This window comes from Bradyrhizobium oligotrophicum S58 (assembly GCF_000344805.1).
GTDB classification, from domain to species: domain Bacteria; phylum Pseudomonadota; class Alphaproteobacteria; order Rhizobiales; family Xanthobacteraceae; genus Bradyrhizobium; species Bradyrhizobium oligotrophicum.
The window spans coordinates 4,076,553-4,102,776 of record NC_020453.1; the positions used below are offsets into that span (position 1 = coordinate 4,076,553).

Consider the following 26,224-nt stretch of genomic DNA (forward strand, 5'->3'; position numbering starts at 1 on the left):
GTCATGGCCACACTCACCCGCCGCGCCTATGCCGAACTGTACGGTCCGACCAAGGGCGATCTGATCCGGCTCGCCGACACCAGCCTGCTCGCCGAAATCGAGCACGACTACACGACCTATGGCCATGAGCTGCTGGTCGGTGCCGGCAAGAACATCCGCGACGGCGAGGCCGTCGCGGCGCACCGGACGTCGCAGCACAAGGCCCTCGACGTCGTCGTCAAGAATGCGACCATCGTCGACGCCGTGATCGGCATCGTGAAGGCCGACATCGGTATCCGCGACGGCCGCATCGTCGGGATCGGCAAGGCCGGCAACCCCGACATCATGCCGGACGTGCACCCGGACATGGTGGTCGGCCACACCACTGCGCCGATCGCCGGTGGTCCGTTCATCGTCACGGCGGGCGCGATCGAGAGCCACGCCCACCTGATCTCGCCGGAGCAGTCGGACCATGCGCTCGCCGGCGGCACCACGACGATGGTCGGCAACGGCTCGGGGCCGGTGTTCGACGTCGGTTCGGGCTCGGGGCCGAACTTCGGTCACTTCCTCAAATCGATCGAGTTCTCGCCGCTGAACTACGCGCTGTTCGGTCGCGGCGGCTCCAATCCGGAAGCGGTGGAGGAGGCGGTCGCAGCCGGCGGCATGTCGGTCAAGATCCACGAGGATTTTGGCGCGGCGCCTGATGTCATCGACAACACCCTGATCGCGGCCGACCGTAACGACTTCGCCGTCCATCTGCACACGGATTCGATCAACGAATACGGCTTCTGCGAGGACACGATGGCGGCGGTCGATGGCCGCACCATCCACATGTATCACGTCGAGGGCGCTGGCGGCGGCCACGCGCCGGACCTGCTCAAGGTCGTGTCCTGGCCCAACGTCATTCCATCCTCGACCAACCCGACCAATCCCTACACCTCCTATGGCATGGAGGAGGGCGTGCCGATGACGATGATCTGTCATCAGCTCAACTACAACGCCCCCGAAGACGTCATGTTCGGCGAGGCGCGGGTGCGCGCGCAGTCGATGGCCGCGGAGGACTTTCTGCACGACATGGGCGCGATCTCGATCTTCGGCACCGACACGCAAGGGATGGGACGGCTGGCCGAGAACGTCGCCAAATGCTGGCAGCTCGCCAGCGTGATGAAGGATCGCATCGGCCGGCTGCCGGAGGAGACGACAGATCGCGCCGACAATGAACGCATCAAGCGCTACATTGCCAAGCTTACGATCAACCCCGCTGTTGCCGTCGGCATCGATCATGTGGTCGGCTCGATCGAGGTCGGCAAGATGGCCGATCTGGTGTTGTGGCCACGCGCCTCTTTCGGGCTGAAGCCGTACATGGTGATCAAGAACGGCTTCCCGGTGTGGGCGGCGATGGGCGACGGCAATGGCAGCCTCGGTCTGTCGGAGCCGATGATCCAGAAGCGGATGTGGGGCGCGCTCGGCGCGGCGCCGCAGCGGCTCGGCTTCAACTTCATGTCGAAGCTCGCGGTCGACGCCGGCATCCGCGCCAGGCTCGGGCTCGGACGCGAGACGGTGCAGATCAAGAACGTCCGCCGGCTGCGCAAGACCGACATGGTCCGCAACGCCGCGATGCCGCATGTCGAGGTCGATCCGCAGACCTTCGAGGTGCGCGCCGACGGCAAGCTGTTGATGTGTCCGCCGGCCACGACCGTGCCGCTCGCCCGGAGGTTCATGCTGCGATGAGCCGTCTCGCTCTCACCCGTGCCGACGCCCCGATGACCGCCGCGCGCGTCGGCATCGGCGGGCCCGTCGGTTCCGGCAAGACCGCATTGGTCGAGCGTCTGATCCCGGCGCTGCAGGCGCGCGGCATCGACATCGCCGTCATCACCAATGATCTCGTCACGGCAGAGGATGCCGAGCGCGTCCGCCGCTCCGGCCTGATCGATCCGGAGAGGGTGTCGGCGGTGGAGGCGGGCGCCTGTCCGCACACCGTGATCCGCGAGGACCCGACGCTCAACATCGAGGCCGCCGACGAGTTGGAGCGGCGCTTTCCCGGCGTCGAGCTGATCCTGCTCGAGAGCGGCGGCGACAATCTCGCCTCGACCTTCTCCCGCGACCTCACCGACTTCTGGATGTTCGTGATCGACGTTGCCGGCGGCGACGACATCCCGCGCAAGCGCGGCCCCGGCGTGATCCGCGCCGATCTCCTCGTCATCAACAAGGTCGATCTCGCCCCTCATGTCGGCGTCGACCTTGCGCGCATGCAGCGCGAGGCCACGGAGGTGCGCGGCGGCCGGCCGGTGCTGTTGACCAACTGCCGGCGCGGCGAGGGCATCGAGGCGATCGTCGATCTCTTGGAGCGCGAGGTGCTGTTCCGCACGTGAGCGCTTCATCCCCAGAGCCGCCGCGCCTCGACCTCTCCTTCGTCCGCCGCGGCGGCCGCACCGTGATCGACCGGCGCTTGTTCGCCTGGCCGTTCGTGCTGACGCGCAGCTTCCACACGGACGTCGCGCGCCCGGATGTTCTCAGTGTGATCCTGCAGACCGGCAGCGGCGCCGTGCATGGCGAGGACCGGCTGGCGCAGCGCTTCACGCTGCATGTGGATGCGGCCGTTTCGATCACGACGCAGGGTGCGACGTCAGTGCATCGCGCCGAGCCCGGCGTGCGCGCCATGGAGCAGGTGCTGCTTCGTGTCGAGAGGGGCGCGTCGCTCGACTACAGACCGGAGCCCCGCATCCTGTTTCCCGATGCCGCCTTGTGCCAGGTGCTCGAATTGGACTGCGCGCAAGACGTCTCGGCGCTCGTCACGGACGCCTTCACGATGCACGACCCCAACGGGCTGGGCCGCCTGTTCCGCGAGCTCGACTCCACGCTGATCGTGCGCAGGTCTGGCGAGGAGCCGATGCTGATCGATCGCATGCACCTGCGCAATCCGGCGGCCGCTGCCTTCAAGGGCCACCGCGCCTTCGGCTCTGCTGTGCTGATGCGGCCGCAGAGGCAGGACCTCGCTGCGATCCGCCTGCGTCTCGCCGATGCACTCGCGTGCGTCGGCGGCCTGTATGCCGCGGCGAGCCTGCTGCCTGATAGCGCCGGTATCGGTGTTCGCCTTGCGGCCTGCGAGATGCAGCAGCTCCGCGCCGGCTTCGACGCGGTTGCGGCGGTCCATCGCGACATCGATCTCGGCGCGCGCGCAGCTCAAGCGCCGAGCGCGTCCGCCACGGCGCGGCCGACGGCGGCATGAACCGCGTTGCGCCTGTCGTCACCGGCCTTGGTCTCGGTCAGATAGCTCGTCACGATCACGGGTGCGCGCCCTGAAGGCCAGATCACGGCGACGTCGTTGGCGCTGCCGTGCTCGCCCGTACCGGTCTTGTCGCCGACGCGCCATTCTGCGGGCAAGCCCGCGCGCAGCCGGGCACCGCCGGTCTTGCAGGCGATCAGCCAGGCCGTCAGCTGATCGCGGGAGGCGGGCAACAGTGCATTGCCGGTCGTCAGCTTGGCCAGGGTCTGCGCCATCGCGGCTGGCGTCGTGGTGTCCCTCGGATCTCCCGGCACGCTTTCATTGAGCTCGGGCTCGATGCGGTCGAGCCGGGTGACGGCGTCGCCGAAGCCGCGGATCGCGCGGGTCAGGCCAGCCGGGCCGCCGAGCGTCGCCAGCAGCAGGTTCGCCGCCGTGTTGTCGCTGAGCGTCACGGCGGCGTCGCACAGCTCGCCGACCGACAGGCCGGACGTGCCGACATAGGCCTTGGTCACCGGTGCGTAGGACAGGATGTCTCCTTGCGCGATCGGAATCCGTCGCGCCAGCTGCTCGGTGCCGACATCGACCTTGCCGAGAATGGCAGCCGCCAGCAGTGCCTTGAAGGTGCTGCACATCGGGAACCGCTCGTCGAGCCGATGGCCGCTCAGCGCCCCGCTCGCGGTGTCGAGCAGCGCCACGCCGAGCCGGCCGCCGCTGTCGGCTTCGATGCCGGCGATGGTCGCCTGCAGGTCGGCGGCAACCGCCGGCTTCGCCACCAGCAGCGGCACGAATGCGAGCGGAAACAATTGCCGCCGTGTATAGATCGTCATGGGCCGTCCTTCGAATCTATGCCGTCTCGAGATCGAAATCGGCCCATACCGGCACGTGATCCGACGGCTTCTCCCAGGCCCTGACATAGCTGTCGACGCCGACCTCGACCAGCCGGTCGCTCGCCTGTGGCGACAACAACAGGTGGTCGATCCGGATCCCCATGTTCTTCTGCCAGGCGCCGGCCTGGTAGTCCCAGAACGTGTACTGCCCCGGCGCATCGTTGACCGCGCGCAGCGCGTCGGTGAGGCCGAGGCCGAGCAGCGACTGGAAGCTCTCGCGCGTCTCGGGCCGGAACAGCGCGTCGTCAACCCAGGCCTCCGGATTGGAGACGTCGGCGGCGGCCGGGATCACGTTGAAGTCGCCTGCGAGGATCAGCGGCTCCTCGGTCTTCAGCCGTTCACGCGCGTAGTCACGAAGTCGCGACATCCACTTGAGCTTATAGGGATATTTCTCGGTGTTCGCCGGATTGCCGTTGGGCAGATACAGGCAGGCGATGCGGACCACGCCGCTCTTGAGGCTGACCACGCCTTCGAGGAACCGGGCATGCACGTCCTCGGCATCGCCGGCGAGCCCGGACTTGGTCTCGTCGAACGGCAGCTTCGACAGCAGCGCGACGCCATTGAAAGTCTTCTGGCCGTGGGTGACGACGTTGTAGCCGAGCGCCTCGATCTCGAGCCGCGGGAAGGCATCGTCCGTGCACTTGATTTCCTGCAGGCAGACGATGTCCGGGGAACATTCCTTCAGCCAAGTCACGAGGTGCTCGATCCGTTGCCTGACCGAATTGACGTTCCAGGTGGCGATGCGCATGGGCTTAAGTTCCCGGGGCCTTCAGGAGAGATGGCCTCGGTTAGATCAAGCTGCGACCGCTCCGGCAAGACGGATCGCAGCCGGAATCACAGGACTCGCCTGGCAAACGCGAACGGTAACGCCTGCAAGTGCAACAATGCCATGCACGGTCCACCATGGTCGGGGACCGCGGGTCCGCGTATTCATCTGGCCGTCGCGAAGCCGGTCCAGGAGACCGCGAGACAGGGGAGAGAATGATGGAACATCGACGTCTCGGGCATTCGGGCCTTCGGGTGCCCGCGCTTGGCTTCGGTACCGCGACCTTTGGCGGCAGCAACGACTTCTTCAAAGCCTGGGGCGGGACCGACGTGGGTGGTGCGTCCAGGCTGATCGATGTCTGCCTCGATCACGGCCTCTCGATGTTCGACAGCGCCGACGTCTACTCGGACGGTCTTGCCGAGAGCATTCTCGGTGCGGCGATCAAGGGCAAGCGCAACCGCCTGTTAATCTCGACCAAGGCGACGTTCCCGAAAGGCGGTGGTCCGAACGACTACGGCTCGTCGCGCCAGCATCTCATCGCCGCCATCGACGGCTCGCTGCAGCGGCTCGGGGTCGATCACATCGACCTGTTCCAGCTGCATGGCCAGGACTACAACACGCCGGTCGAGGAGACGCTGTCGACGCTCGACCAGCTCGTGCGCGCCGGCAAGATCCGCTACATCGGCTGCTCGAATTTTTCGGGTTGGCACCTGATGAAGTCGCTGGCCGCCTCCGACCGCTACGGCACTTCGCGCCATGTCGCGCACCAGGCCTATTACTCGCTGCTGAACCGCGACTATGAGTGGGAGCTGATGCCGCTCGGCATCGACCAGGGCGTCGGCGCGGTGATCTGGAGCCCGCTCGGCTGGGGCAAGCTGACCGGCAAGATCCGCAGGGGACAGCCGGCCAAGCCCGGCACCCGCGCCCACGACATCGCCGGCACCGGACCGCATTTCGAGGAGGAGCGGCTCTATCGCGTCGTCGATGCGCTCGACGGAGTGGCCAAGGAGACCGGCAAGACCATTCCGCAGGTGGCGCTGAACTGGCTGCTGCAGCGCCCGACGGTCGCGACCATCATCGTCGGCGCCCGCAACGAGAGCCAGCTGATCGAGAACATCGGCGCGGTGGGTTGGAGCCTCACGGCGGAGCAAGTGGCCACGCTGGATGCCGCGAGCGACACGCCTGCGGCCTATCCGGTCTGGCATCAGCGCGGCTTCCCGATGCTGAACGAGCGGCGCTAGGCGCAGCATGAAACCGTGACAACTCTTGTGGATCACGGACCGCAGGAGATGCGCCTGCGGCGCCGACGCATTTGACGCCGTGGCCCGGTGGGCGCTAACATTATGCTTCGATCGTCACGTGGCCGCGCTTCGGTCATTCTGGAGCCGCCACAACGGGGGGCATCGACCCCGGACCGATCGGCGGTTGAGCCTCACGACTGTGCCGGACCCGCAGTCTTCAATGTGACGATGTTTGGCTCACTAAGTCGTCCCGGCGGACCGCATCGGATTCTAGCCAATGTGTAGGGTGGGCAAAGGCACGCAGCGCCGTGCCCACCGCGCCAAGCAATCAGACCGTCCATCCTTCCGCCGGATACGCCAGCGCATCGCCCGGCTTGATCTCCGCGCCCAGCCCATTGCGAAACCGGCTGGCATAGAATGCGAGTGGCAGCCCGTCCTGGTGCCGGCACCAGCGCACTTCGCCGATGAACAGCGTGTGGTCGGCGACCTCGATCGTGCTGACCACCTCGCAGCCGAATTGCGCGATCGCCTGCCGCAGCAGGAAGAAGCCGTCGCGCTCGTCGAGGCAAGGTGCGCCCTGCGCCAGCGGCGCTCCGGCAAAATGCCGGCAGATCGCAACGTCGTCTGCGCCGAGCACGTTGACCGCATAGCGCCGAGTCTCGCTCACCGCCTGCCAGGTGCGGCCGCGCTTCAGCGACACCAGCACCGTCGGCGGCTGCATCGAGACGGTGGTGAAGCTGTTGGCGGTCATGCCAACCGGCGCGCCGTCAGCATCGCTGCTGGTCACCACCGTGACGCCGGTGGAAAACCGCGACGCTGCCGCGCGAAAGCCGGCGGGATCGGCATGAGGGCTCATGTCAGCTGTTCCCAATACGGCCTCACGCCGCGAGCCTGGTCCTGTCATCGATCCAGGCGTGAATGCGACGGTCGCTCGCCAGCCTGTCCCACTGCCGTTCCGGGTAGTTGAAATTGTCGGTGAACTCATCGCATAGCGCGCGATTCTGCGCCATCGTGACAATCAGCCGGCCCATCGCCTCTGACGGTGGCTGTAGCATCAGGTTGGTCCAGCGCGCAGCCGCGAGCACGCGGTTTTCGCGGGCGCGATCCACCGTCTCGACGAAGCGGTCGTCGAATGCCACGGCCTCGGTGATCGCCTTGCCGAGCTCGAACGCGGCATAGGACGCCATGTTGGCGCCCTGGCCCATCATCGGATCGACCACCGAGTGAACGTCGCCGAGCGCGATCGCGAGCCTGCCGTCGTCGAAGCCGACCGAGGAACGCCGCACCGTCGGCACGACGGCGCCCTGCAGCAGGTCGAGCGGCTGCGCCAGGTCGAAGCGGTGCGTGTCGATACGGTCATAGGTGTGTGGATGGTGCGTCTCGAGCTTATCGAGCAGCGTCTGCCGGAACGCTGACGGATCATTGTCGTAGTTGAGCGAGACGAGCTCGGCGAGGTCACCGCCGGGAATGTTCTCCATCAGCAGCGCCGTCTTCATGCCGCCGAATGTCAAGGTCGGGATCACGATCATCTCGCCATGCCCCGGCGAAACCGACAGCGTGACGCCGCGCGGATCGCCGCCCTGGGGGCTGCCGTGATCGACGCCGTCATAGAGGCCGACACATAGCAGGCGCTGCGGCTGGTTGTAGGGCGACAGCTCCGGCCGGTGGCTGAACATGCGCCCGAGCGCGCCTTTGCCGGTCGACACCACCAGCAGGTCGAAGCGCGACACCAGCGCCGGGATGTCGTCGTCCTGGATGCTGGCATATTCGATCGCGCCGCCGCGATCCTCGAAATCCTTCATCAGCGCCGGCAAATAGATCCGGTAGTCGACGGCGCGGCTCGGCTGCTTGAAGGCGCCGCGGAACAGCAGGGGGCTGCCCGGGAAATTGAAGAAATGGTCGTGGTGGTGATAGACGAATTCAGGATCATCCCAGTGGTTCACGCCCAATTCGTTTTCGCGTGCGACCGTGACGCCGTGGTGAGCGACCGTGTTCATCAGCCGCGTTGCAGCATACTGCTCAGGCGCGCGGTCCGTCAGCACCGTGGCCTGGATGCCGTGCTTCTGCAGATACAGCGCCAGATGCAGCCCGCCGATGCCGGCGCCCACGATCCCAATCGATTTCTCCATGGTCTCCCCTCCCTTTGATTTTTTGAGAGGCTAGACCAGCCCGCCTCCTGACGTATACGGAATGGGAAGAATAAAACTCATTCCGGAGAGGAATGGATGGATCGGATCGACGCGCTGCAGACCTTCATTCGCGTGATGGAAGCCGGCAGCTTTACCCAGGCCGCCGCCGACCTCGGCCTGGGACAGCCGGCGATCACCAAGCGCATCGCGCTCTTGGAGGAGCAGTTCGGCTGCCGCCTGTTCGTCCGCACCACGCGCAAGCTGCGCCCGACCGCGGAAGCCGACCGAGTGCTGAAGCTAGCCAAGGACATCGTCACATTGTTCGAGAGCGCGGGCGTGCCGTCGCCGAAGCGCGTCGGCGCGCCCTCCGGCACCCTGCGGATGACGGTGCCGACCTCGTTCGGCCGCTATTTCTTCAGCGACATCTTCGCCGAATACGGCCGCCGCTATCCAGAGGTGCGGCTCGACATCCGCCTCACCGAGCAGTTTGTCGACCTCGTCGAGACCGGAACGGAGCTCGCCATCCGCATCGGTGTGCTCTCTTCGAGCTCGCTGGTGGCAAGGCGCGTCGGCACCGTGAAGCGGCTGCTGGTCGCTGCGCCTACGCTGCTCGCGCGGCACCGCGTGCCGCGCTTGCCCAACGATCTGCGCCAGCTGCCCTGCGTGACCTATTCGCGGCTGTCGCCGAAGAACGAATGGAGCTTCGAATCCGAGACCGGCCGCCACGTCGTCGGCATCACGCCGTCGCTGACCTGCGACGACGCCGACATCATGACCCTCGCCGCGCTGGCAGGCCTCGGCGCCGCCGTGCTGCCCGACTGGTGCGCCGTCGATCACATCGCCTCGGGCAAGCTCGTCCATCTGCTGCCCGACTACGACGTCCCGTCGCTGCCGCTCCACGTCGTCTATCCCGACCCGCAATGGATGTCCCACCGCGCCCGCCTGTTTCGCGACCTGATCATCGAGCGCGCGGATGTGTTCGCGATCGGGGCAATGGAATGAGGGAATCGTAGGGTGGGCAAAGGCGCGCAACGACGCGCCAGCGTCGTGAGCACCGTGCCCACCGGCGTCCCTCGCCGGCACCGGCGGTGGGCACGCGCCACCTGACGGCGGCGCTTTGCCCACCCTACGAACTCATCGCAATGAGATCGGTGAAAACTCTCATTAACGTTGAGCACGAACATCGCCTGCCGTCTCGTTGACGCATCGGCACGTCTACGCACAATCTCCGCGCGATTGCGAAAACACTCATATTGCAGGGGCAGGGGATCGATGGAGACCGCCGCAAAGCCAGGCATTCCGTTGTGGTTCAAGCTCGCCTACACGGCCTTCTGCGCTGTGCTGGTGCCGACCTATCTCATGGCCTACGGCCCGACCAACTTCCTATATTTCTGCGACGTCGCGCTGCTGACCACGCTGGCCGCGGTCTGGCTGGAAAACCCGCTTCTCGCGTCGGCGCCAGCCGTCGGCATCCTCCTGCCGCAGGCGTTGTGGGTGGTCGACTTCCTCGGCACCGCCGCCGGCGTGCCGCTGACCGGCATGACGGCCTACATGTTCGACGCCAAGCTGCCGCTGTTCACCCGCAGCCTGTCGTTCTTCCATTTCTGGCTGCCCTTCGTGCTGGCCTGGCTGGTGTGGCGGCTGGGTTATGACCGTCGCGCCTTTGCGGTGTGGACCGTGGGCGCCTGGGCGCTGCTGTCGGTGTGCTACTTCCTGATGCCGCCACCGCCCGCGACCAGCGACCTGCCGGTCAACATCAACTACGTGTTCGGACTGAGCGATGCCGTGGCGCAGAGCTTCATGCCGGGACCGGCGTGGTTCGCACTGCTGCTGATCGGGCTGCCGCTGGTGATCTTCTATCCGACGCACCGGCTGCTGCTGCGCTATGCGGGAGGCGCTCCGCTGCTGTCGGCCGTCTCCACGCGTTCTTGATCGGCGTGAATCCGTAGGATGGGCTTCGGCGGACACGTCGCTTCGCTCGCAATGACGAGGATGATAGGCTTGTCGAAGCAAACACGAGCCCGATGCGAGGAGACGACGATGCGGCTGGCTGTGATTTCCGACGTGCATGGCAATCTTCCGGCGCTGGAGGCCGTGCTGGCGGACATCGCGACGCGCGGCATCGACGCCACCGTCAATCTCGGCGACTGCGTCACCAGCCCGCTATGGCCGCAGGAAACCTTCGCCCTGCTGCAGTCGCTCGCGCTGCCGACGGTGCGCGGCAATCACGATCGCTGGATCGAGGAATGGCCCGAAGAAAAGCTCTCGCCGGCCGGCCGCTTCGCCCGCGCCGCGCTGACGGCCGAGCAGCGCCGTATGCTGCACGCGCTGCCGCCGCGGCTCACGCTGGAGCAGGGCATCCTCGCCGTCCACGGCACGCCCGACGACGACAGTAGCTGTCTTCTCGAAGAGATGCTCGACGACGGCCGCTACGTCCCGGCGCGCCGCGACGTGCTGGCCTCGCGTCTCGTCAATCTCGGCGGCGCCACCCTCGTGCTGTGCGGCCACAGCCACAGGCAGGCGGTGGTGCAGGTGCCGCGCGGCCCGCTGGTGGTCAATCCCGGCAGCGTCGGCTGCCCCGTGTTCGGCGACATCCCCGTCGCTGCCCAGCTCGAATATCGGTCGCCCCACGCGCGCTATGCCGTTCTGACGGAGCGGCGGGGACATTGGCAGGTGGAGCAGCTGGCACTGACCTATGACTGGGACCGTGCTGCGGCGCGCGCCGCAGGGAATGGCTTTCCGCATTGGGCCAGCGCGTACGCATCCGGCGCCGTGCTCTGATCGTCATCCGCCTTGCGCCTCGCCGTCGACGACGGCGCGGACGGCGCAGGCGATAAGATCCTGCAGATACACATCTGGCTTGCCCCGGCTGCGACCGGCCAGCCATGCCCTGCAGAACATCTGCGCCGGCCCGATGATCTGGCTGACCAGAACCTCGGGTGAGAGTGGGACGAGCGTGCCGCGCGCCAGGTTCGGCGCGTACCAGCACGCCAGACCGGCGCGGAACTGCTCATTGCTGGACGCCTGCTCGCCGCGGATTGCGGCCGTCTGGGCGCTTGGCGCGTGGACGAACATGAAGCGGGCCTGCGCGCGGTGGTCGACGACCCAGCGCATGTGCGCCGTCACCAATGCCGCGACCCCGTCGCGCGCTGAGAGATCTCCCGCAACCGCGCCCACCAGCGCGTCATGATAGGCGTCGAGCGCCGACAGGAATACGGCGCCGGCAACTGCATCCTTCGACGGAAAGGCATGGAAGAAGCTTCCGTTGGAGACGCCGGCGCGATCGCAGATCGCCGCGACGGTGGCCGCCTCATATCCGCTCTGGTCGAACTCCGTCAGCGCCGCGTCGACGATGCGCGCCCGGCTGGTCTTCCGCGACATCCGCTCCCGTCTCCTCTGTCGTCAGCGCGGTTTGCAGTTTGACAACATAGCTCGCCTCAATCTAGAGTAAAACTCTAGAGTAAAACTCTAAAATATTCTTCGGGAGACGCGCTGATGTCACGGATCGTCGATGCCTGGATGCAGCATCCAACCCCGCGCCACTCGGCCGATCCGATGTTTGCCTCGCTCCGGCGCTGGACGGCCAGGACGCCGCGCCCGGACGTCATCACCCCGGACATGACGATCGCGGCGATGGACGAGGGCGGGGTGGACGTGAGCCTCGCATCGGCGTGGTGCGCGCCGCATGGCTGGATGATCTCCAACGACGAGGTCGCAGCGGTGGCGAGCAGCCATCCCGGCCGCATCGTCGGCGTTGCCAGCGCCGATCTCGCCCGCCCGATGGAAGCGGTGCGCGAGCTCAGACGCGCGGTCCGCGAGCTCGGCTTCAAGGGCCTGCGAGTGCTGCCATGGCTGTGGGGCGTGCCGCCGACCGACCGGCGCTTCTATCCGCTGTTCGCCGAATGCATCGAGCTCGGCGTGCCCTTCTGCACGCAGGTCGGCCACACCGGGCCGTTGCGGCCGTCGGAGACGGGGCGGCCGATTCCCTACATCGACGAGGTGGCGCTGGACTTCCCCGAACTGGTCATCGTCGCCGGGCACATCGGCTATCCCTGGACGCAGGAGATGATCGCGGTCGCGACCAAGCACGAGAACGTCTACATCGACACGTCCGCCTACACCGCGAAGCGGTATCCGCCGGAGATCGTGCAGTACATGAGGACGAGCGGCCGACGGAAGGTCCTGTTCGGCACGAACTATCCGATGATCACGCCGGCCAAGGCCCTCGAGGGCCTTGATGAGTTCGGGCTCGATGCCGAGGCGCGCGACCTGTTTCTCGGCGGCAATGCTGCGCGCGTCTTCAAGCTCTGATCGGCGGCCGGTGGCAGGTAAGGGAAGGTCGAGCCGCCAGGCTGCGGTCGAACCGGGTCATGCCGTCCATTCTTGCCGGTCAGTAAAGTCCCCCAGTCCCCATCACGGCGCCGGGGTCCGCTGGACTTACGGGGGGAGACGGAGCGCGGTTCGGATCAGAGTCCCCCAGCGCTGAATAGCCATCCGGCGGGGCGGTGCCGGGTTTGAAAGGTTCGAGAATGACGCCACTCGTTTGCCCAGGGACGGCACGCATGCCGGTCTTCGAGTCGACGCGGACCAGCTTGATGCCAGCCGGCATCTTGAACGGCGTCGCCGGCTTGTCGGCGAGCGCGAGCTTCATGAAATCGCGTGCGACGGGAGCCGCGATGCGCGCCGCAGAGAATGGCTTTCCGCATTGGGCCAGCGCGTACGCATCCGGCGCCGTGCTGTGAAGCATCGGCTGATGCACGATACTGAAAGGAAGCTGCTCCCGCCCGTCGGGCAAATCGGCCCGTGTGGCATCGCTCGTTTGCAGGCGCCGACGGGTGCGGACGGGGCCAAATCGGCTGCGCCGAAAAACTCATTTCATGAATGCGTTCAAGCTGATTTGGGCTGTCCAGTCCCGCAGCGAAAAATATCACTGTTTCTAATTTACAGAAATCGTGGTTCTCTCCCTCCGTCCCGCCTCGGCACGAGGGGCGTATCGCGATCGTCATGACACGCGGGGTGGGATGCGGTGGGCGCGTTGGGTCGCAGCATGGCTTGATGTCGTGCGGACGAACGGCACGGGGCGCACGTCGAAAACGTATGGTCCTGGCATCTCGACGCTGATGCTACGCCGGTGGTGACGATGATCCGCCGGTCACGGGGGCAAGACAGCCGATCCCCGGGGAGAGTACGCATAAGACGTAAGGCCATCGCGCAGGGAATGCCGGGTTGACCGGCTGGACCTGTGGTTCCTGCCGCCTGCATTTTTTTCGCAGGCGGGCCATGGGTTGCGGCCAGCACCCGGCATTCCCTGCGCCCTCGACATCACGAGGGTGAACTCCACAATCACAGCTCGGGCAGATCATGCCGCGAGAACGACGACCTGCATGCGTGCTTTCTGTCGATGCGTCGAACACAGCGCAGCTGATTGGGGCGCTTCGTCCTCGTTCCGTAATTCTACGGGCGGGACAATTAACGCGCCTGAAGCTGCCGATCAGGCATGGCAGGGGATCACAAGGAAGGTTCTGCGCCCAAATGAATTGGCCTGGGGATCCCTCGCGCGCGAAGCGCACTGCCGGCGGCGGTCCGCTCGGCGCCTTCTTCCTCTGGATCGGTGGCTTCGGCGCCATCGAAGGCCTCGACGACGAGGCGCTGACGGAGCGCGACCGCCGCCGCATTCGGGCGCGGCAGATCGATGCCGTGGCACGGCTCGTCCCGGTGACCATCGGCATCAACTTCGCCAACGCGGCAATCATCCTCGGCGTGTTCTGGAATGTCGTCTCCAACGTCTTCCTGACCGCCTGGGGTTCGGCGATCGTGGTCGCCGGCGTCCTGGCGCTGCGCGGCTGGTGGCGTGCGCGCAAGTCGCGGCCGCAGGAGGCATCCGAACGCGCGATCCGCCGCATGACCCTGCAGGCCTTCTTTCTCGCCTGCATCTGGGGATCGCTGCCGCTGATCCTGATGCCGCAGATCGATCCGCATCTGCAGATCATCGTCGGCTCGCTGATGACCGGGATGATCTCGGGCGGCGCCTTCGCGATGTCGAGCGTGCCGCGGGCGGGTCTCGCCTACACCTGGACGCTGATGCTCGGCTCGGTCGGCTCGCTGTTTCTCTGCGGCGGCGCGACCTATCTGGTGCTCGTCGTCTTCCTGCTGCTCTACACCTCGTTCATGGTGCGTCACCTGGTGTCGCACGGCAATGTGTTCCTGGAGAACCTCAAGGCGCAGATCCGCCATGAACGCCAGAATGAGACGATCTCGCTGCTGCTCAAGGAATTTCAGGAGAACGCCTCGAGCTGGCTGTGGCAGACCGACGCCGAGGGCCGCCTGATCGACGCGCCGCAGCGCTTTGCCGACGTGGCGCAGCTGCCGCTCGATCAGCTCAAGGGCGAGCGGCTGATCGATACGCTGAAATATCTCTGCCCGACCGACACGGCGACGCTGAAGACGTTCGCCGATCGCATGGCGCAGCGGCTGTCGATCCCGGAGATCCTGATCCACGTGGTGGTGGCGGGAGGCGAGCGCCGCCGCTGGGCGCTGACCGCGCGGCCGGCGCGCGACTATGAGGGCAAGTTTGCGGGCTATCGCGGCTTCGGCCGCGACGTCACCGAGCGCTGGCGGGCCGAGCAGGCTGAAGCCGAGAGCAGGGCCAAGTCCGACTTCCTGGCGATGATGAGCCACGAGATCCGCACCCCGATGAACGGCGTGCTGGGCCTCGCCTCGACCCTGCTGGAGACCAAGCTCGACGACGAGCAGCGCCACGCGGTGATGACCATCCGCGAGTCCGGCGACAATCTTCAGCGCATCCTCAATGACATCCTCGATCTGTCCAAGCTCAACGCCGGCAAGCTCGAGTTCGAGACCGTCGACTTCTCGCCGGCGGCGCTGGTCGAGGCGGTGACGGCCATCATCGGCGTCAACGCCAAGTCGAAGACCCTGCTCGTCAATGCGGACATCGATCCGAAGCTGCCGCGGGCGCTCAAGGGCGACGTCGCGCGCATTCGCCAGGTGCTGATCAATCTCGCGTCCAACGCCGTCAAGTTCACCGAGCGCGGTGGCATCACCATCGCGGTCGCCTGCAGGGCGCGTGACGATCACAAGGCGACGATCGAGTGGCGCGTGTCCGACACCGGCATCGGCATTCCCGCCGACCGCGTCGGCAAGCTATTCACCGATTTCGCCCAGGCCGATGCGTCGATCAATCGCCGCTTCGGCGGCACCGGGCTTGGTCTTGCGATCTCCCGGCGCATCATCGAGCAGATGGGTGGCGCGATCGCGGTGTCCTCGGTGGCGGGCGAAGGTTCGACGTTCCGCTTCAGCCTGACCTTGCCGTGGAGCGACAAGCAGGTGTCCGATCAGCGCACCGACCGGGTCGGCGCCGGCGATCTCAAGGCAAGGATCGAAGCGCTCGGGCGACCGCTGCGCGTCCTGATCGCCGAGGACGACGCCACCAACCGCATGGTGGTGTCGAAGATGCTGCAGGAGTTCGCGGTCGACAAATGCATCGTGCCGGATGGCCTGCAGGCGGTGAAGGCGGCGGGCGAGCAGGAGTTCGACCTGGTGCTGATGGACGTCCGCATGCCCGAGATGGACGGCATCACCGCGACCCGGACCATCCGGGCCAAGGGCGGGCGGCTCGCCGAGCTGCCGATCATTGCGCTCACCGCCAATGCTTTCCCCGACGACATCAAGCAGTGCCGCGAGGCCGGCATGACCGACTTCCTGGCCAAGCCGCTGCGCAAGCCGGCCATGGTCGCGGCGATGCTGACGGCCATCGGAACGCCCGCCGCGAGCGTCGAGGCGCCGAGCCTCGCGCCGTCAGACAGCCCGGCGGCGACGGCGGAGGCCTGAGCCGGAGAAGGGGAGCTAGACCGAGAAGCTGGTGCCGCAGCCGCACGAGGCGGTGGCGTTGGGATTGTTGATCCGGAACGAGGCGCCCATCAGGTCGTCGACGAAATCGACCTCGGAGCCGGCCAGGAACGGCACCGAGGCCGGATCGACCAGCACGACCGCGTGGTCTCGCTCGATCACGAGATCGTCCTCGGCCTTGGCGCGGTCGATGTCGAACTTGTACTGGAAGCCGGAGCAGCCGCCGCCTTCCACCGAAATGCGCAGCATCGCGCCTCCGGTCTCCTTGCCGAGGATCTCCCCGATGCGGCGGGCGGCGCGTTCGCTGATGGTGACGGGGCCGGTCGAGGCATCGGTCATGGCAAAAGGTCTCCGCAAATCGCCCCCGGAAAGGGCGCGTCATGCCCTATTCATTTGGTCTCGGGCACTCCCCATAGTTAAGTGGGCACCGCCGAGGAATCAAATCTCAAAGGGAATAATCGTCCGTGTCGGTTGGAATGGCTGCCCCCCGTGCGCCCTTTTCCTGCGATCCCGATCGCAGCCGGGGCCGGCTGTTCGCCGAACCGCCATCGCGCACCCGCAGCCCCTTCCGCAGGGATTGCGACCGGGTGATCCATTCGACCGCGTTCCGCAGGCTGAAGCACAAGACCCAGGTGTTCGTCTTCCACGAAGGCGACCACTACCGCACCCGTCTGACCCATTCCTTGGAAGTCGCCCAGATCGCCCGGGCGCTGGCCCGCCAGCTCGGCCTCGACGAGGACCTGACGGAGACGCTGGCCTTGGCGCATGATCTCGGCCATCCGCCGTTCGGCCATGCCGGGGAGCGGGCGCTCAACCGCTGCATGGCGGACCATGGCGGCTTCGATCACAACGCCCAGACATTGCGCATCGTCACGTCCTTCGAGCAGCGCTACCCTGATTTCGACGGCCTCAATCTCACCTGGGAATCGCTCGAAGGCATCGTCAAGCACAACGGCCCCTTGCAGGCGCCGATTCCGCCGGGGATCGCCGAGTTCAATGCGCGGTTCGACCTGGAGTTGTGGAGCTACGCCTCGCTCGAGGCCCAGGTCGCGGCGCTCGCGGACGACATCGCCTACGACGCCCACGACATCGACGACGGCCTGCGCGCGGGCCTGTTCATGGTCGACGACCTCAAGGAGGTTCCGCTGCTCGCGGCGATGATCGCCGAGATCGACCGCCACTATCCCGGGCTCGACCCGATCCGGCGTGGCGCCGAGCTGGTGCGCGAGCTGATCTCGTATCTGATTGCGGCGGTGGCTGCCGAGGCCGAGCGCCGCATCGGGCAGGTGCAGCCGATGTCGCCTCACGACGTCAGGCGCCAAACCGGTCCGCTGGTGGCGTTCCCGGCTGACGCCGCCGGACACGAGGCCGCCATCAAGGCGTTTCTCTGGCAGCGGATGTACCGCCACGAACGGGTGATGCGGGTGATGCGCGACGCCGAGCGCATCGTGGCCGACCTGTTCGGCCGCTACCAGGAGGACGGTGCGACGCTGCCCGCCGGCTGGCTGGACGACTGCGAGGGAGACGGCGATCGCGCCCGCCGCATAGGCCACTTTATCGCCGGAATGACGGACCGTTTTGCCCTAACCGAGCACCACCGCCTTTTTGACTCGACTCCGGATTTGCGTTAGGCGGCGGCATGGTTGAACAAGCTTCCACCCCCTACCTTTTTGCCGACATGCTCGCGCGTGTCCACGCCATCTGCGCTGCGCTCGCTAAGCAGGGCGGCTGGCCCGAGGGCATCGATTTCTCGCGCGTGGTGGTCGAGCCGCCGCGCGATCCGAGCCATGGCGACATGGCCACCAACGCCGCGATGGTGCTCGCCAAGGAGGCGAAGGCCAAGCCGCGTGATCTCGCCGATGTGATCGCCGAGCGCCTGCGGGCCGATGAACTGGTGGCCAAGGTCGATGTCGCAGGTCCCGGCTTCATCAATCTGACCCTGCGGCCGTCGGTCTGGGCGCAAGCGCTCGGCACGATCCTGCGCGAAGGCGCTGCCTACGGTCGCGTCGCGCCGGTGGCCGGCGCGCCGAAGGTGAACGTCGAATACGTGTCGGCCAATCCGACCGGTCCGATGCATGTCGGCCATTGCCGCGGCGCCGTGTTCGGCGATGCGCTGTGCAGCCTGCTGCAGTTCGCCGGCCGTGACGTCACGCGCGAGTACTACATCAACGATGCTGGCGCCCAGGTCGACGTTCTCGCGCGCTCCGCCTTCCTCCGGTATCGTGAAGCGCTCGGCGAAGACATCGGCGCGATTCCGGACGGGCTGTATCCCGGCGACTATCTCAAGCCGGTCGGGCAGGCGCTGGTGGCCGAGCATGGCGACAAGCTCAAGGCCATGCCTGAGGCGGGGTGGCTGGGAATCGTGCGCGACAAGGCGATCACGATGATGATGGCCGAGATCAAGAATGATCTCGCCGCGCTGAACATCAGGCACGATGTCTTTTTCTCCGAGCGCTCGCTCATCCATCAGGGCAACAACAAGGTCGCGGAAACCATCGATTTCCTGCGCGCGCGGGGCGACGTCTATGAAGGCCGCCTGCCGCCGCCGAAGGGCGCGCCGCCCGAGGATTGGGAAGATCGCGAGCAGCTGCTGTTCCGCGCCACCGCCTATGGTGACGACGTCGATCGTCCACTGATCAAGTCGGACGGCAGCTACACCTACTTCGCTTCCGACATCGCCAACCACCGGCACAAGTTCGAGCGCGGCTTCGCTGACCTGATCGACGTATTCGGCGCCGATCATGGCGGCTACATCAAGCGCATGCAGGCTGCGGTGAAAGCGGTGACGGCCGCGCAGGCGGTGCTCGACGTCAAGGTCGTCCAGCTCGTGAAGCTGTTGCGCAACGGCGAGCCCGTGAAGATGTCGAAGCGCTCCGGCGACTTCGTCACTCTGCGGGAAGTTGTTGATGAAGTGGGGCGCGATGCGGTCCGTTTCATGATGCTCTACCGCAAGAACGACGCCGTGCTCGATTTCGACCTCGCCAAGGTGATCGAGCAGTCGCGCGACAATCCCGTGTTCTATGTCCAGTATGGTCACGCCAGAGGGCATTCGATCTTCCGCAATGCCCGGGAGAGCGTCCCGGACCTGCCGGAAGAGGAGGGGACGCGACTCGCTTATCTCGCCCAGGCGAACCTCGAAAAACTGTCCGACCCGGCCGAACACGACCTCTTGAAACGCCTTGCGCTCTACCCACGTACGGTAGAGAGCGCGGCGCTCGCGCATGAGCCGCACAGGATCGCCTTCTACCTGTATGAACTTGCAAGCGAATTTCACGCCCTCTGGACGCGGGGGCGGGATTTGCCCTATTTACGCTTCATTATCGATGATGATGCAGAATTGACCAAGGCGCGTTTGGCCATGGTTCAGGGCGTCGTCTCGGTACTGGCGTCGGGACTTGCGATCTTGGGCGTTAATGCTCCTGATGCAATGCGCTGATTGGGGGAAACACACGACTTCAGTTGGGGGCCTCAATCTGGCAGGGTCCGCCTTAGGACGCATATGCGGCTTACCCGCAGGGACGCTTCATCACGATGGCTGATCGTTACCAGGACAGACCCTTTCCCGCTGATGGTTTTGGCCGTGGTGGAAACCAGCAGGCCGATGCCGATCCGCTCGCGGAACTTGCCCGCCTGATCGGGCAGAACGATCCTTTCGCAGCATCAGGCCGGGCAACCCCGCAGCCTCAAGCGCGTCCAATGGCCCGCCCCGCAGCGCCCGCCCCGGAGCAGCCCCCCATCGGCATGGCGCCGCCCGGTCCCCCGACCTGGATGCAGCGTGCGCCGAATGCGCCGCAAGCGGCAGCCAATCCATTCGCCGACATCGGACGCGAGCCGCAGCAGCAGGCCGCGCCGCCTCCGGCCTACCCGGCCGGCTTTCAGGATCCGCGCGGCCGTGAGCCCGGATTTCCCGAGCAGGATTTCGATCGTCAGGACTTTGCGGCCGGCGCAGGCGCGCGGCAGCAGGGCTATCCCAACGCCGAGTTTGCCGACCAGCTGTCGAAGCTCGACTACAATGTCGGCGAGTCGCGCCACGGGTTTGCCGAGAACGACCGCGATTACGACCGCGGCAACGGCTTCGACGACAACGAGCAGGATTCCTCGCGCTACGACGATGCACTGTTCGGCCAGGTGGGATCCGGGCAGCAGGGCTTTCAGGGCGACGGCGACTTCCAGGACGGTCAGTACGGCTATCAGGACGGTTACGACGAAGGCGAGGAAGAGGAGCGGCCGCGCCGGCGCAGCGGCATGAGCACGGTGCTCGCGGTGCTGACCCTCGCAGTGGTCGGGACCGGCGGCGCCTATGGCTACAAGACCTATATCTCCTCCGGCCGCACCGGCGAGCCGCCGATCATCCGTGCCGACAACAGTCCCACCAAGATCATGGCCCAGCAGGATACGACGCCGAAGGTGCCGGATCGGCTGCTCGGCAACGACGGCGGCGAGAAGATGGTGTCCCGCGAGGAGACGCCGATGGATCTGAACACCCGCGGCGGCAATCCACGCGTGGTGTTTCCGCAGATGAGCCAGAATGGGGCTCCGCCGCCGGCCGGTGCTGGAGCGGCCCCGATGTCGCAGATGGCCAATGCCAACGGCATCCTGCCCAACTCCGATCCGCGGCCGATCAAGACGCTGTCCGTGACCGGCGGCAACCAGGCGGCGGCCGATCCCACTGCAGCGCCGCCGGCCAATCCGCCGCCGACCAAGCAGACGATGCAGAAGGGCCGCAAGTCCCCGGCGAATGCCAACGCCTCCGCGGCCGCCGAGACCCCGATGCCGCTGACGCCGCAGCCGGCGAATGCGCCCGCGCGCATCGCGGCCGCCGTGCCGGTGACCGAGCAGACCACCAGCACCGCCACCGGCGGCTATCTGGTGTCAATCTCGTCGCAGGCCAGCGAGGCCGAGGCGATGACGTCGTACAAGGCCGTGCAGGACAAATACGGCGCCGTGCTCAGCAAGTACGAGCCGATCATCAAGCGGATGGACCTGGGCGACAAGGGCGGTGTCAAGTACCGCGCGGCTGTCGGCCCCTTCGCGACGAAGGAAGAGGCCAACAAGATGTGCGGAACGTTGAAAACTGCCGGCGGACAGTGTTTCCCGTTTAGCAACAATTAAGGCTCGCTTGACCGACCTCGAGGCGGGGTCTATGCGGCCCGCATGACCATGCGGGCTTTCATTACCGGCATCTCCGGCCCTGACCTCACCGACGCCGAGCGCGCGTTCATCCGCGAGTTCAGGCCCTGGGGCTTCATCCTGTTCAAACGCAACGTCCAGTCACCTGCCCAAGTGACTGCACTGGTTCAGGAATTGCGAAATTGCGCCGGCCGCGCCGACGCCCCCGTCCTGATCGACCAGGAGGGCGGGCGGGTGCAGCGGCTGGGACCGCCGCATTGGCCGGCCTATCCCGCCGGCGTGGTGTTCGACCGCCTCTACGACCTTGATTCGTCCGCGGGCCTCCGCGCCGGCTGGCTCAGCGCCCGCCTGATCGCCGACGATCTCCACAAGCTCGGGATCACCGTGGATTGCCTGCCGCTGGCCGACGTGCCGATCGCCGGCGCCGATGCCGTGATCGGCGACCGCGCCTATGGCACGACGCCGGCCAAGGTGGCGGCGATCGCCCGGGCGGTCACGGAGGGACTGGAGCAGGGCGGCGTGCTGCCGGTGCTGAAGCACATTCCCGGCCACGGCCGCGCCACCGCCGACACCCATTTCCGGCTGCCGACCGTGGACACGCCCGAGGCGGAACTCGACGCCACGGATTTCGCCGCCTTCAAGCCGCTCGCGGACCTGCCGATGGCCATGACTGCACATGTTGTGTTTAGCGCCATCGACGCCGCCCATCCGGCCACGACATCTGCGACAATGATCCAGCGGGTGATTCGCGAACGGATCGGGTTCCAGGGCTTGTTGATGAGTGATGACGTTTCCATGAACGCACTGGCGGGATCGCTCGCCGAGCGCACGCGCGCGATTGTCGCGGCGGGTTGCGACATGGTTCTGCATTGCAATGGCAATCTCGACGAGATGCAGGCCGTCGCGGCCGAGACGCCGGAGCTTGCGGGGCAGGCTCTGATCCGCGCCGATCGGGCGCTTGCGGCGCGGAAGGCACCCACAAGCTTCGATCGCGGCGCTGCGCGCGCCGAGCTCGACGCCTTGATCAACCGGCTGGGACCCGCGAGCGCATGACCGCTGAAATTCTGTCGTTTGAAACCGGCCGTCCCACGACGGAGCTGGCCGAGGCCGAACCGGCGTTGGTGGTCGACGTCGAGGGCTATGAAGGCCCGCTCGACCTGCTGCTCGCGCTGGCGCGGCAGCAGAAGGTGGACCTCGCCAAGATCTCGATCCTGGCGCTGGCCGACCAGTACCTGCAGTTCATCGAAGCCGCGCGAAAAATCCGGCTCGAGCTTGCCGCCGACTACCTGGTCATGGCGGCGTGGCTCGCCTTCCTGAAGTCGCGCCTGCTGCTGCCTGAGCCGCCTGCGCAGGAAGGGCCGAGCGCCGAGGAGATGGCGACCGCGCTGGCCAACCGCCTCCGCCGGCTGGAGGCGATCCGCGAGGCTGCAAATCGTTTGATGAACCGGCCGCAGTTTCAGCGTGACGTGTTTCCGCGCGGCAATCCGGAAGGGATTGCCGAGATTCGCCGTCCCAAGTTCACGGCGACCTTGTTCGACCTGCTGTCGGCCTATGCGATCCAGCGCCAGGCACGCGTCGTCACGTCGGTGCACATGGCCAAGCGCACCGTGTGGTCGCTGGCCGAGGCGCGCGCCTCGCTCGAACGTCTCGTCGGCATGACAGAGGTGTCGGACGACTGGGGCTGCCTCGACGATTACCTTCTCGACTACGTCGTCGAGCCTGCCCAGAAGGCCACTGTCTTCGCATCGAGCTTTGCGGCCGTGCTGGAGCTGGTCCGCGAAGGCAAGCTCGAGCTGAACCAGAAGCAGGCGTTCGCGCCGCTGTATTTTCGTAAGCGTCCACCGATCCAGCCCGGCGCCATGGCTGCGCCGGACTTGACGGTTGAGTAACGAAGAAGGAGACCCTGCCATGGCAAGCTTGGCGGAACTGCGCATGGAAGAGCCCGACGAGATTGCAGCGATCGAGCCTGAGGTGCGCCCCGAAGAGTTGCGCATCCTCGAGGCTCTCCTGTTTGCCGCGGCCGAGCCGCTGGAGCAGGCTGCGCTTGCCAAGCGTATGCCTGATGGTGTCGACATCAAGGCCGCGCTGGCGCAACTGCAGGCGGAATACGCCAATCGCGGCGTCAACCTCGTGCGCGTTGCCAACAAATGGACGTTCCGCACGGCCGGGGATCTTGCCTGGCTGATGACGCGCGAGAGCACCGAGACGCGCAAGCTGTCGCGCGCGGCGATCGAGGTGCTGGCCATCGTCGCCTATCACCAGCCGGTGACGCGTGCCGAGGTCGAGGAGATTCGCGGCGTCGTCACCTCCAAGGGCACGTTGGATGTTCTGCTCGAGACCGGCTGGATCAAGCCGCGCGGCCGCCGCAAGACCCCGGGCCGACCTTTGACCTTCGGCACCACCGATGCCTTCCTGGCGCAGTTCAGCCTGGAAACCCTCGGTGATCTGCCTGGCCTGGAGGAGCTGAAGGGCACGGGCCTGTTGGATTCGCGGCTGCCCACCGGCTTCACCGTTCCGACCCCGTCCGACGATCCGACCCTGCGCGAGGACGAGGAGCCGCTGGATCCGGGCGATCTCGACCTGGCGCTTGCACCGGCCGTGGAGCCCGAGGCGGCAGAGGCCGCGGTCACCGAAGCCGAAGCGTCGGACACGGCGCAGGCCGAGACGGCCACGGGCGAGACGGCGGAGCTTGGAACGGCGGACGCCGAGACGGCCATTCTGGACGACGATGCCAGCCCGGAAGCCGTGGTCGGCGATCTGGACGTGTCGAACGCCGACGCTGAAGCCGAGATCACCGAAGTGAGCCTGACCGTCGAGGAGTTCGTCGCGGAGCAGGACGAGGAGACCGTCGCCGAGCTGGCGGATGTTGCGGCCGAGGCTGAAGCTCATGTCGAGGAAGAAGCTGAGGCGAAGGTCGAGGTCGACGCAGCTGACGACGAGGGCGACGTCGATACCGACGAGGACGGCTCGCCGCACCGGGACTAGCGGCCGCAGCCGTTAACACTCGCGTTATTCCGCAGGTTCGGCCGCGATTTGGCGGACCTTAAGTGCTTGTTTTTGGGGGCGCCCGCGCCTACCTTCCGGCCAGATTGGGCTATCCGCGCGCCGTTTTCGGCTGATGCCGCCGTGCGTTCGTGTTGCTGTTTCGCAATCGAATGCTAGAAGCGAAGTGTCGCGGGCAAGTCCATGGATATGGCGCGGTTTCGGCGGTAGCGTCGACGGGCAGTCGGGTGAAGGCTGCGCCGGTGTTTGGAGGGTTGCAGGATGGGTTCGCTTAGCATTTGGCACTGGATCGTGGTGATCGCGGTCGTCCTGCTGTTGTTCGGGCGCGGCAAGATCTCCGATCTGATGGGTGACGTCGCGCAGGGCATCAAGGCCTTCAAGAAGGGCATGCAGGACGACGACAAGGCGCCGGAGAAGACCGAGCCGGTCAAGTCGATCGATCACGGCGCGACGCCTTCGGCCACCCGCACGGATGTCGGCAGCAAAGCCGTTTGATCTGCGCGTGAAACGCGCGGGCGGCGCGCGCTCCCGCAAGGACGGAACCTGCTCGGGCGAGCCCGGGCAGGGCGGGATCACAGGCGTCGTCGCGTAGGCGGATTGTTACATGTTCGATATCGGCTGGAGTGAGCTGCTCGTCATTGGGGTCGTCGCACTGATTGCGATCGGTCCCAAGGAGCTTCCGGGCGTTCTGCGCATGGTTGGGCAGTGGATCGGCAAGGCCCGCCGGATGGCCTCGGAGTTCCAGGGCCAGTTCCAGGAAGCCATGCGCGAGGCCGAAATGGCCGACCTCAAGAAGAGCTTCGACGAGGTCAAGGAGGCCGCAAGCGGTTTCTCCCCCAGCGGCATGATGTCGTCGCTGCAGCGTGACGTCGACAAGGCACTCGACATCGAGGGGGTCGACAAGCCCGCAGAGCCGGTGGCGCCCGCGTCGGATGTGGCTGCTGCTTCGCCCGAGCTTCCCTTGATGACCCCCACCACGCCTGAACCGCCACGCGCCGAGACCTTCGCGGAAGCGGAAGCTCATCAAGCCGAAGCTCATGAAGTGGTGGGCGAGCCGTTGGCGATCGTGCGCGAGATCAAGCCTGAAGCGCCGGCCGAGGCTGAACGTCTGAAGGACGCCAAAGCGTCATGAGCGCCGAAGACATCGAGGCCAGCAAAGCCCCATTGATGGACCACCTGATCGAGCTGCGGTCGCGGTTGATCAAGGCGCTGCTTGGTTTTGGCCTGGCCTTCATCTTCTGCTTCTTCTTCGCCAAGCAGATCTACAACATCCTGGTGCTGCCGTTCGTCTGGGTCGCGGGGCCGGAGAACAGCAAGTTCATCTATACGCAGCTGCTCGAATATTTCGTCACGCAGCTCAAGCTCGCGATGTTCGGCGCCGGCTTCATCTCCTTTCCGATCATCGCGACGCAGATCTACAAGTTCGTGGCGCCCGGACTGTATCGCCACGAGCGCAATGCCTTTCTCCCTTATTTGATAGCGACCCCCGTCTTCTTCGTCCTCGGCGCGATGCTGGTCTATTTCGCCGTGTGGCCGATGATCGTGCGCTTCTCACTGGGTATGCAGCAGCTTGGCGGCCCCGAGACGGCGCAGATCGCCCTGATGCCCAAGGTCGGCGAATACCTGTCGCTGATGATGTCGCTGATCTTCGCGTTCGGCATCGCCTTCCAGCTTCCGGTGATCCTGACGCTGCTCGGCCGCATCGGCATCGTGACGTCGCAGATGCTGAAGGAGAAGCGGCGCTATTTCATCGTGGTCGCCTTCATCATCGCGGCCGTGCTGACGCCGCCGGACGTGCTGAGCCAGGCGTCGCTGGCGCTGCCGCTGCTGGCGCTGTACGAGGGCGCGATCATTGCGGTCGGCATCGTGGAGAAGCAGGCAGCCAAGGCCAAGTCCGGCTCGTCCGGTTCATCGTCTGGCTCGGGCGACCTGCCGGCCAATCCATCCGAGTAGGGCAGGTCCGCCCGCTCGGGCCGGGTGCAGGCCTAGCCTGTTCC

24 protein-coding genes and 1 pseudogene are annotated in these 26,224 nt (G+C 66.2%); 18 read left to right on the forward strand and 7 right to left on the reverse strand.

From position 1 onward, the window contains the following. Positions 1-3: 3 nt before the first annotated feature. From ureC to S58_RS17490, 3 genes are read left to right on the forward strand one after another with little or no spacing between them, the layout of a single operon-like run. The gene (gene ureC / locus S58_RS17480) at positions 4-1,710 is read left to right on the forward strand and encodes an urease subunit alpha (RefSeq protein WP_015666677.1); all 1,707 of its coding nucleotides are present in this window, start codon (positions 4-6) and stop codon (positions 1,708-1,710) included. Beyond that, positions 1,707-2,351, forward strand: coding sequence for an urease accessory protein UreG (ureG, locus tag S58_RS17485; protein ID WP_015666678.1), 645 nt, complete (start codon positions 1,707-1,709; stop codon positions 2,349-2,351). The genes ureC and ureG overlap by 4 nt, the downstream gene beginning before the upstream one ends. Continuing rightward, positions 2,348-3,208 carry an urease accessory protein UreD gene (locus tag S58_RS17490; RefSeq protein ID WP_015666679.1) on the forward strand — a complete coding sequence of 287 codons (861 nt, stop codon included), beginning with the start codon at positions 2,348-2,350 and terminating at the stop codon, positions 3,206-3,208. Before ureG ends, S58_RS17490 begins: the two co-directional genes overlap by 4 nt. On the opposite strand, the gene bla is transcribed toward S58_RS17490, so the two are convergent. Both bla and xth read right to left on the reverse strand, forming a co-directional pair. Further along, the gene (gene bla, locus S58_RS17495; protein WP_015666680.1) at positions 3,163-4,032 is read right to left on the reverse strand and encodes a class A beta-lactamase; all 870 of its coding nucleotides are present in this window, start codon (positions 4,030-4,032) and stop codon (positions 3,163-3,165) included. The genes S58_RS17490 and bla overlap by 46 nt on opposite strands. A gap of 16 nt (positions 4,033-4,048) precedes the next feature. Continuing rightward, positions 4,049-4,840: an exodeoxyribonuclease III gene (gene xth, locus S58_RS17500; RefSeq protein ID WP_015666681.1), complete on the reverse strand. Its 792-nt coding sequence runs from the start codon at positions 4,838-4,840 to the stop codon at positions 4,049-4,051. 236 nt (positions 4,841-5,076) lie between these two features. Between xth and S58_RS17505 the strand changes: the two genes are divergently transcribed. Further along, positions 5,077-6,099 (forward strand): aldo/keto reductase, encoded by a 1,023-nt coding sequence (locus S58_RS17505; protein ID WP_015666682.1) that lies wholly within the window; start codon positions 5,077-5,079, stop codon positions 6,097-6,099. 328 nt (positions 6,100-6,427) lie between these two features. Here the strand turns inward: S58_RS17505 and S58_RS17510 are convergent, their stop codons facing one another. Together S58_RS17510 and styA are read right to left on the reverse strand one after the other, a co-directional pair. Then, positions 6,428-6,955, reverse strand: a complete 528-nt coding sequence (locus S58_RS17510; RefSeq protein WP_015666683.1) for a flavin reductase family protein — start codon at positions 6,953-6,955, stop codon at positions 6,428-6,430. A gap of 22 nt (positions 6,956-6,977) precedes the next feature. After that, entirely contained in the window at positions 6,978-8,228 is a 1,251-nt protein-coding gene (styA, locus tag S58_RS17515) for a styrene monooxygenase subunit StyA (protein ID WP_015666684.1), read from the reverse strand. A 96-nt stretch (positions 8,229-8,324) separates the two neighbouring features. Here styA and S58_RS17520 point away from each other — a divergent pair, with 96 nt between their 5' ends. The 3 genes from S58_RS17520 (at position 8,325) to S58_RS17530 (ending at position 11,009) form a co-directional block, all read left to right on the forward strand. Then, the gene (locus tag S58_RS17520) at positions 8,325-9,230 is read left to right on the forward strand and encodes a LysR family transcriptional regulator (protein ID WP_015666685.1); all 906 of its coding nucleotides are present in this window, start codon (positions 8,325-8,327) and stop codon (positions 9,228-9,230) included. Between the two features lie 270 nt (positions 9,231-9,500). Next, entirely contained in the window at positions 9,501-10,160 is a 660-nt protein-coding gene (locus tag S58_RS17525) for a hypothetical protein (RefSeq protein ID WP_015666686.1), read from the forward strand. A gap of 108 nt (positions 10,161-10,268) precedes the next feature. After that, positions 10,269-11,009, forward strand: a complete 741-nt coding sequence (locus S58_RS17530) for a metallophosphoesterase family protein (RefSeq protein ID WP_015666687.1) — start codon at positions 10,269-10,271, stop codon at positions 11,007-11,009. A gap of 3 nt (positions 11,010-11,012) precedes the next feature. Here S58_RS17530 and S58_RS17535 read toward each other — a convergent pair whose 3' ends face one another. Then, positions 11,013-11,609, reverse strand: coding sequence for a TetR/AcrR family transcriptional regulator (locus tag S58_RS17535; RefSeq protein WP_015666688.1), 597 nt, complete (start codon positions 11,607-11,609; stop codon positions 11,013-11,015). Positions 11,610-11,723: 114 nt separating this feature from the next. Between S58_RS17535 and S58_RS17540 the strand changes: the two genes are divergently transcribed. Further along, positions 11,724-12,539 carry an amidohydrolase family protein gene (locus tag S58_RS17540; protein ID WP_015666689.1) on the forward strand — a complete coding sequence of 272 codons (816 nt, stop codon included), beginning with the start codon at positions 11,724-11,726 and terminating at the stop codon, positions 12,537-12,539. Positions 12,540-12,618: 79 nt separating this feature from the next. Here S58_RS17540 and S58_RS39020 read toward each other — a convergent pair. After that, positions 12,619-12,906, reverse strand: a pseudogene (locus S58_RS39020) (penicillin-binding protein); the annotation flags it as partial. A gap of 854 nt (positions 12,907-13,760) precedes the next feature. Between S58_RS39020 and S58_RS17550 the strand changes: the two are divergent. Beyond that, the gene (locus S58_RS17550; RefSeq protein WP_015666691.1) at positions 13,761-16,076 is read left to right on the forward strand and encodes a PAS domain-containing sensor histidine kinase; all 2,316 of its coding nucleotides are present in this window, start codon (positions 13,761-13,763) and stop codon (positions 16,074-16,076) included. Positions 16,077-16,091: 15 nt separating this feature from the next. On the opposite strand, the gene erpA is transcribed toward S58_RS17550, so the two are convergent. Further along, positions 16,092-16,433, reverse strand: coding sequence for an iron-sulfur cluster insertion protein ErpA (gene erpA / locus S58_RS17555; protein ID WP_015666692.1), 342 nt, complete (start codon positions 16,431-16,433; stop codon positions 16,092-16,094). A gap of 125 nt (positions 16,434-16,558) precedes the next feature. Here erpA and S58_RS17560 point away from each other — a divergent pair, with 125 nt between their 5' ends. From S58_RS17560 to tatC, 9 genes are all read left to right on the forward strand, one after another. Next, on the forward strand, positions 16,559-17,725 hold the full coding sequence (locus S58_RS17560; protein ID WP_144058340.1) for a deoxyguanosinetriphosphate triphosphohydrolase: 1,167 nt from the start codon (positions 16,559-16,561) through the stop codon (positions 17,723-17,725). An 8-nt stretch (positions 17,726-17,733) separates the two neighbouring features. Then, positions 17,734-19,530: an arginine--tRNA ligase gene (gene argS / locus S58_RS17565; protein ID WP_015666694.1), complete on the forward strand. Its 1,797-nt coding sequence runs from the start codon at positions 17,734-17,736 to the stop codon at positions 19,528-19,530. Between the two features lie 95 nt (positions 19,531-19,625). Continuing rightward, positions 19,626-21,206, forward strand: a complete 1,581-nt coding sequence (locus tag S58_RS17570; protein WP_042339749.1) for an SPOR domain-containing protein — start codon at positions 19,626-19,628, stop codon at positions 21,204-21,206. A 42-nt stretch (positions 21,207-21,248) separates the two neighbouring features. Beyond that, the gene (gene nagZ, locus S58_RS17575) at positions 21,249-22,277 is read left to right on the forward strand and encodes a beta-N-acetylhexosaminidase (protein WP_015666696.1); all 1,029 of its coding nucleotides are present in this window, start codon (positions 21,249-21,251) and stop codon (positions 22,275-22,277) included. Next, positions 22,274-23,113, forward strand: coding sequence for a segregation and condensation protein A (locus S58_RS17580; RefSeq protein ID WP_015666697.1), 840 nt, complete (start codon positions 22,274-22,276; stop codon positions 23,111-23,113). Before nagZ ends, S58_RS17580 begins: the two co-directional genes overlap by 4 nt. 19 nt (positions 23,114-23,132) lie before the next feature. Then, positions 23,133-24,209, forward strand: coding sequence for an SMC-Scp complex subunit ScpB (scpB, locus tag S58_RS17585; RefSeq protein ID WP_015666698.1), 1,077 nt, complete (start codon positions 23,133-23,135; stop codon positions 24,207-24,209). Positions 24,210-24,488: 279 nt separating this feature from the next. Continuing rightward, positions 24,489-24,722, forward strand: a complete 234-nt coding sequence (locus S58_RS17590; protein WP_006614346.1) for a twin-arginine translocase TatA/TatE family subunit — start codon at positions 24,489-24,491, stop codon at positions 24,720-24,722. Between the two features lie 109 nt (positions 24,723-24,831). Continuing rightward, complete coding sequence (gene tatB, locus S58_RS17595; RefSeq protein WP_015666699.1) at positions 24,832-25,359, forward strand: Sec-independent protein translocase protein TatB; 528 nt, start codon at positions 24,832-24,834, stop codon at positions 25,357-25,359. Continuing rightward, positions 25,356-26,180 (forward strand): twin-arginine translocase subunit TatC, encoded by an 825-nt coding sequence (gene tatC, locus S58_RS17600; protein ID WP_015666700.1) that lies wholly within the window; start codon positions 25,356-25,358, stop codon positions 26,178-26,180. The genes tatB and tatC overlap by 4 nt, the downstream gene beginning before the upstream one ends. Positions 26,181-26,224 lie beyond the last annotated feature (44 nt).

What these genes read in the sequence shown, in the direction of transcription:
- S58_RS17535 (WP_015666688.1), bottom strand. Translation starts at nt 11,609, where the DNA reads ATGTCGCGGAAGACCAGCCGGGCGCGCATCGTCGACGCGGCGCTGACG.
- nagZ (WP_015666696.1), top strand. Translation starts at nt 21,249, where the DNA reads ATGACCATGCGGGCTTTCATTACCGGCATCTCCGGCCCTGACCTCACC.
- S58_RS17505 (WP_015666682.1), top strand. Translation starts at nt 5,077, where the DNA reads ATGGAACATCGACGTCTCGGGCATTCGGGCCTTCGGGTGCCCGCGCTT.
- S58_RS17530 (WP_015666687.1), top strand. Translation starts at nt 10,269, where the DNA reads ATGCGGCTGGCTGTGATTTCCGACGTGCATGGCAATCTTCCGGCGCTG.
- ureC (WP_015666677.1), top strand. Translation starts at nt 4, where the DNA reads ATGGCCACACTCACCCGCCGCGCCTATGCCGAACTGTACGGTCCGACC.
- erpA (WP_015666692.1), bottom strand. Translation starts at nt 16,433, where the DNA reads ATGACCGATGCCTCGACCGGCCCCGTCACCATCAGCGAACGCGCCGCC.
- scpB (WP_015666698.1), top strand. Translation starts at nt 23,133, where the DNA reads ATGGCAAGCTTGGCGGAACTGCGCATGGAAGAGCCCGACGAGATTGCA.
- S58_RS17510 (WP_015666683.1), bottom strand. Translation starts at nt 6,955, where the DNA reads ATGAGCCCTCATGCCGATCCCGCCGGCTTTCGCGCGGCAGCGTCGCGG.
- S58_RS17570 (WP_042339749.1), top strand. Translation starts at nt 19,626, where the DNA reads ATGGCTGATCGTTACCAGGACAGACCCTTTCCCGCTGATGGTTTTGGC.
- ureG (WP_015666678.1), top strand. Translation starts at nt 1,707, where the DNA reads ATGAGCCGTCTCGCTCTCACCCGTGCCGACGCCCCGATGACCGCCGCG.
- argS (WP_015666694.1), top strand. Translation starts at nt 17,734, where the DNA reads ATGGTTGAACAAGCTTCCACCCCCTACCTTTTTGCCGACATGCTCGCG.
- S58_RS17580 (WP_015666697.1), top strand. Translation starts at nt 22,274, where the DNA reads ATGACCGCTGAAATTCTGTCGTTTGAAACCGGCCGTCCCACGACGGAG.
- xth (WP_015666681.1), bottom strand. Translation starts at nt 4,840, where the DNA reads ATGCGCATCGCCACCTGGAACGTCAATTCGGTCAGGCAACGGATCGAG.
- S58_RS17525 (WP_015666686.1), top strand. Translation starts at nt 9,501, where the DNA reads ATGGAGACCGCCGCAAAGCCAGGCATTCCGTTGTGGTTCAAGCTCGCC.
- tatC (WP_015666700.1), top strand. Translation starts at nt 25,356, where the DNA reads ATGAGCGCCGAAGACATCGAGGCCAGCAAAGCCCCATTGATGGACCAC.
- S58_RS17540 (WP_015666689.1), top strand. Translation starts at nt 11,724, where the DNA reads ATGTCACGGATCGTCGATGCCTGGATGCAGCATCCAACCCCGCGCCAC.
- S58_RS17550 (WP_015666691.1), top strand. Translation starts at nt 13,761, where the DNA reads ATGAATTGGCCTGGGGATCCCTCGCGCGCGAAGCGCACTGCCGGCGGC.
- bla (WP_015666680.1), bottom strand. Translation starts at nt 4,032, where the DNA reads ATGACGATCTATACACGGCGGCAATTGTTTCCGCTCGCATTCGTGCCG.
- styA (WP_015666684.1), bottom strand. Translation starts at nt 8,228, where the DNA reads ATGGAGAAATCGATTGGGATCGTGGGCGCCGGCATCGGCGGGCTGCAT.
- tatB (WP_015666699.1), top strand. Translation starts at nt 24,832, where the DNA reads ATGTTCGATATCGGCTGGAGTGAGCTGCTCGTCATTGGGGTCGTCGCA.
- S58_RS17590 (WP_006614346.1), top strand. Translation starts at nt 24,489, where the DNA reads ATGGGTTCGCTTAGCATTTGGCACTGGATCGTGGTGATCGCGGTCGTC.
- S58_RS17520 (WP_015666685.1), top strand. Translation starts at nt 8,325, where the DNA reads ATGGATCGGATCGACGCGCTGCAGACCTTCATTCGCGTGATGGAAGCC.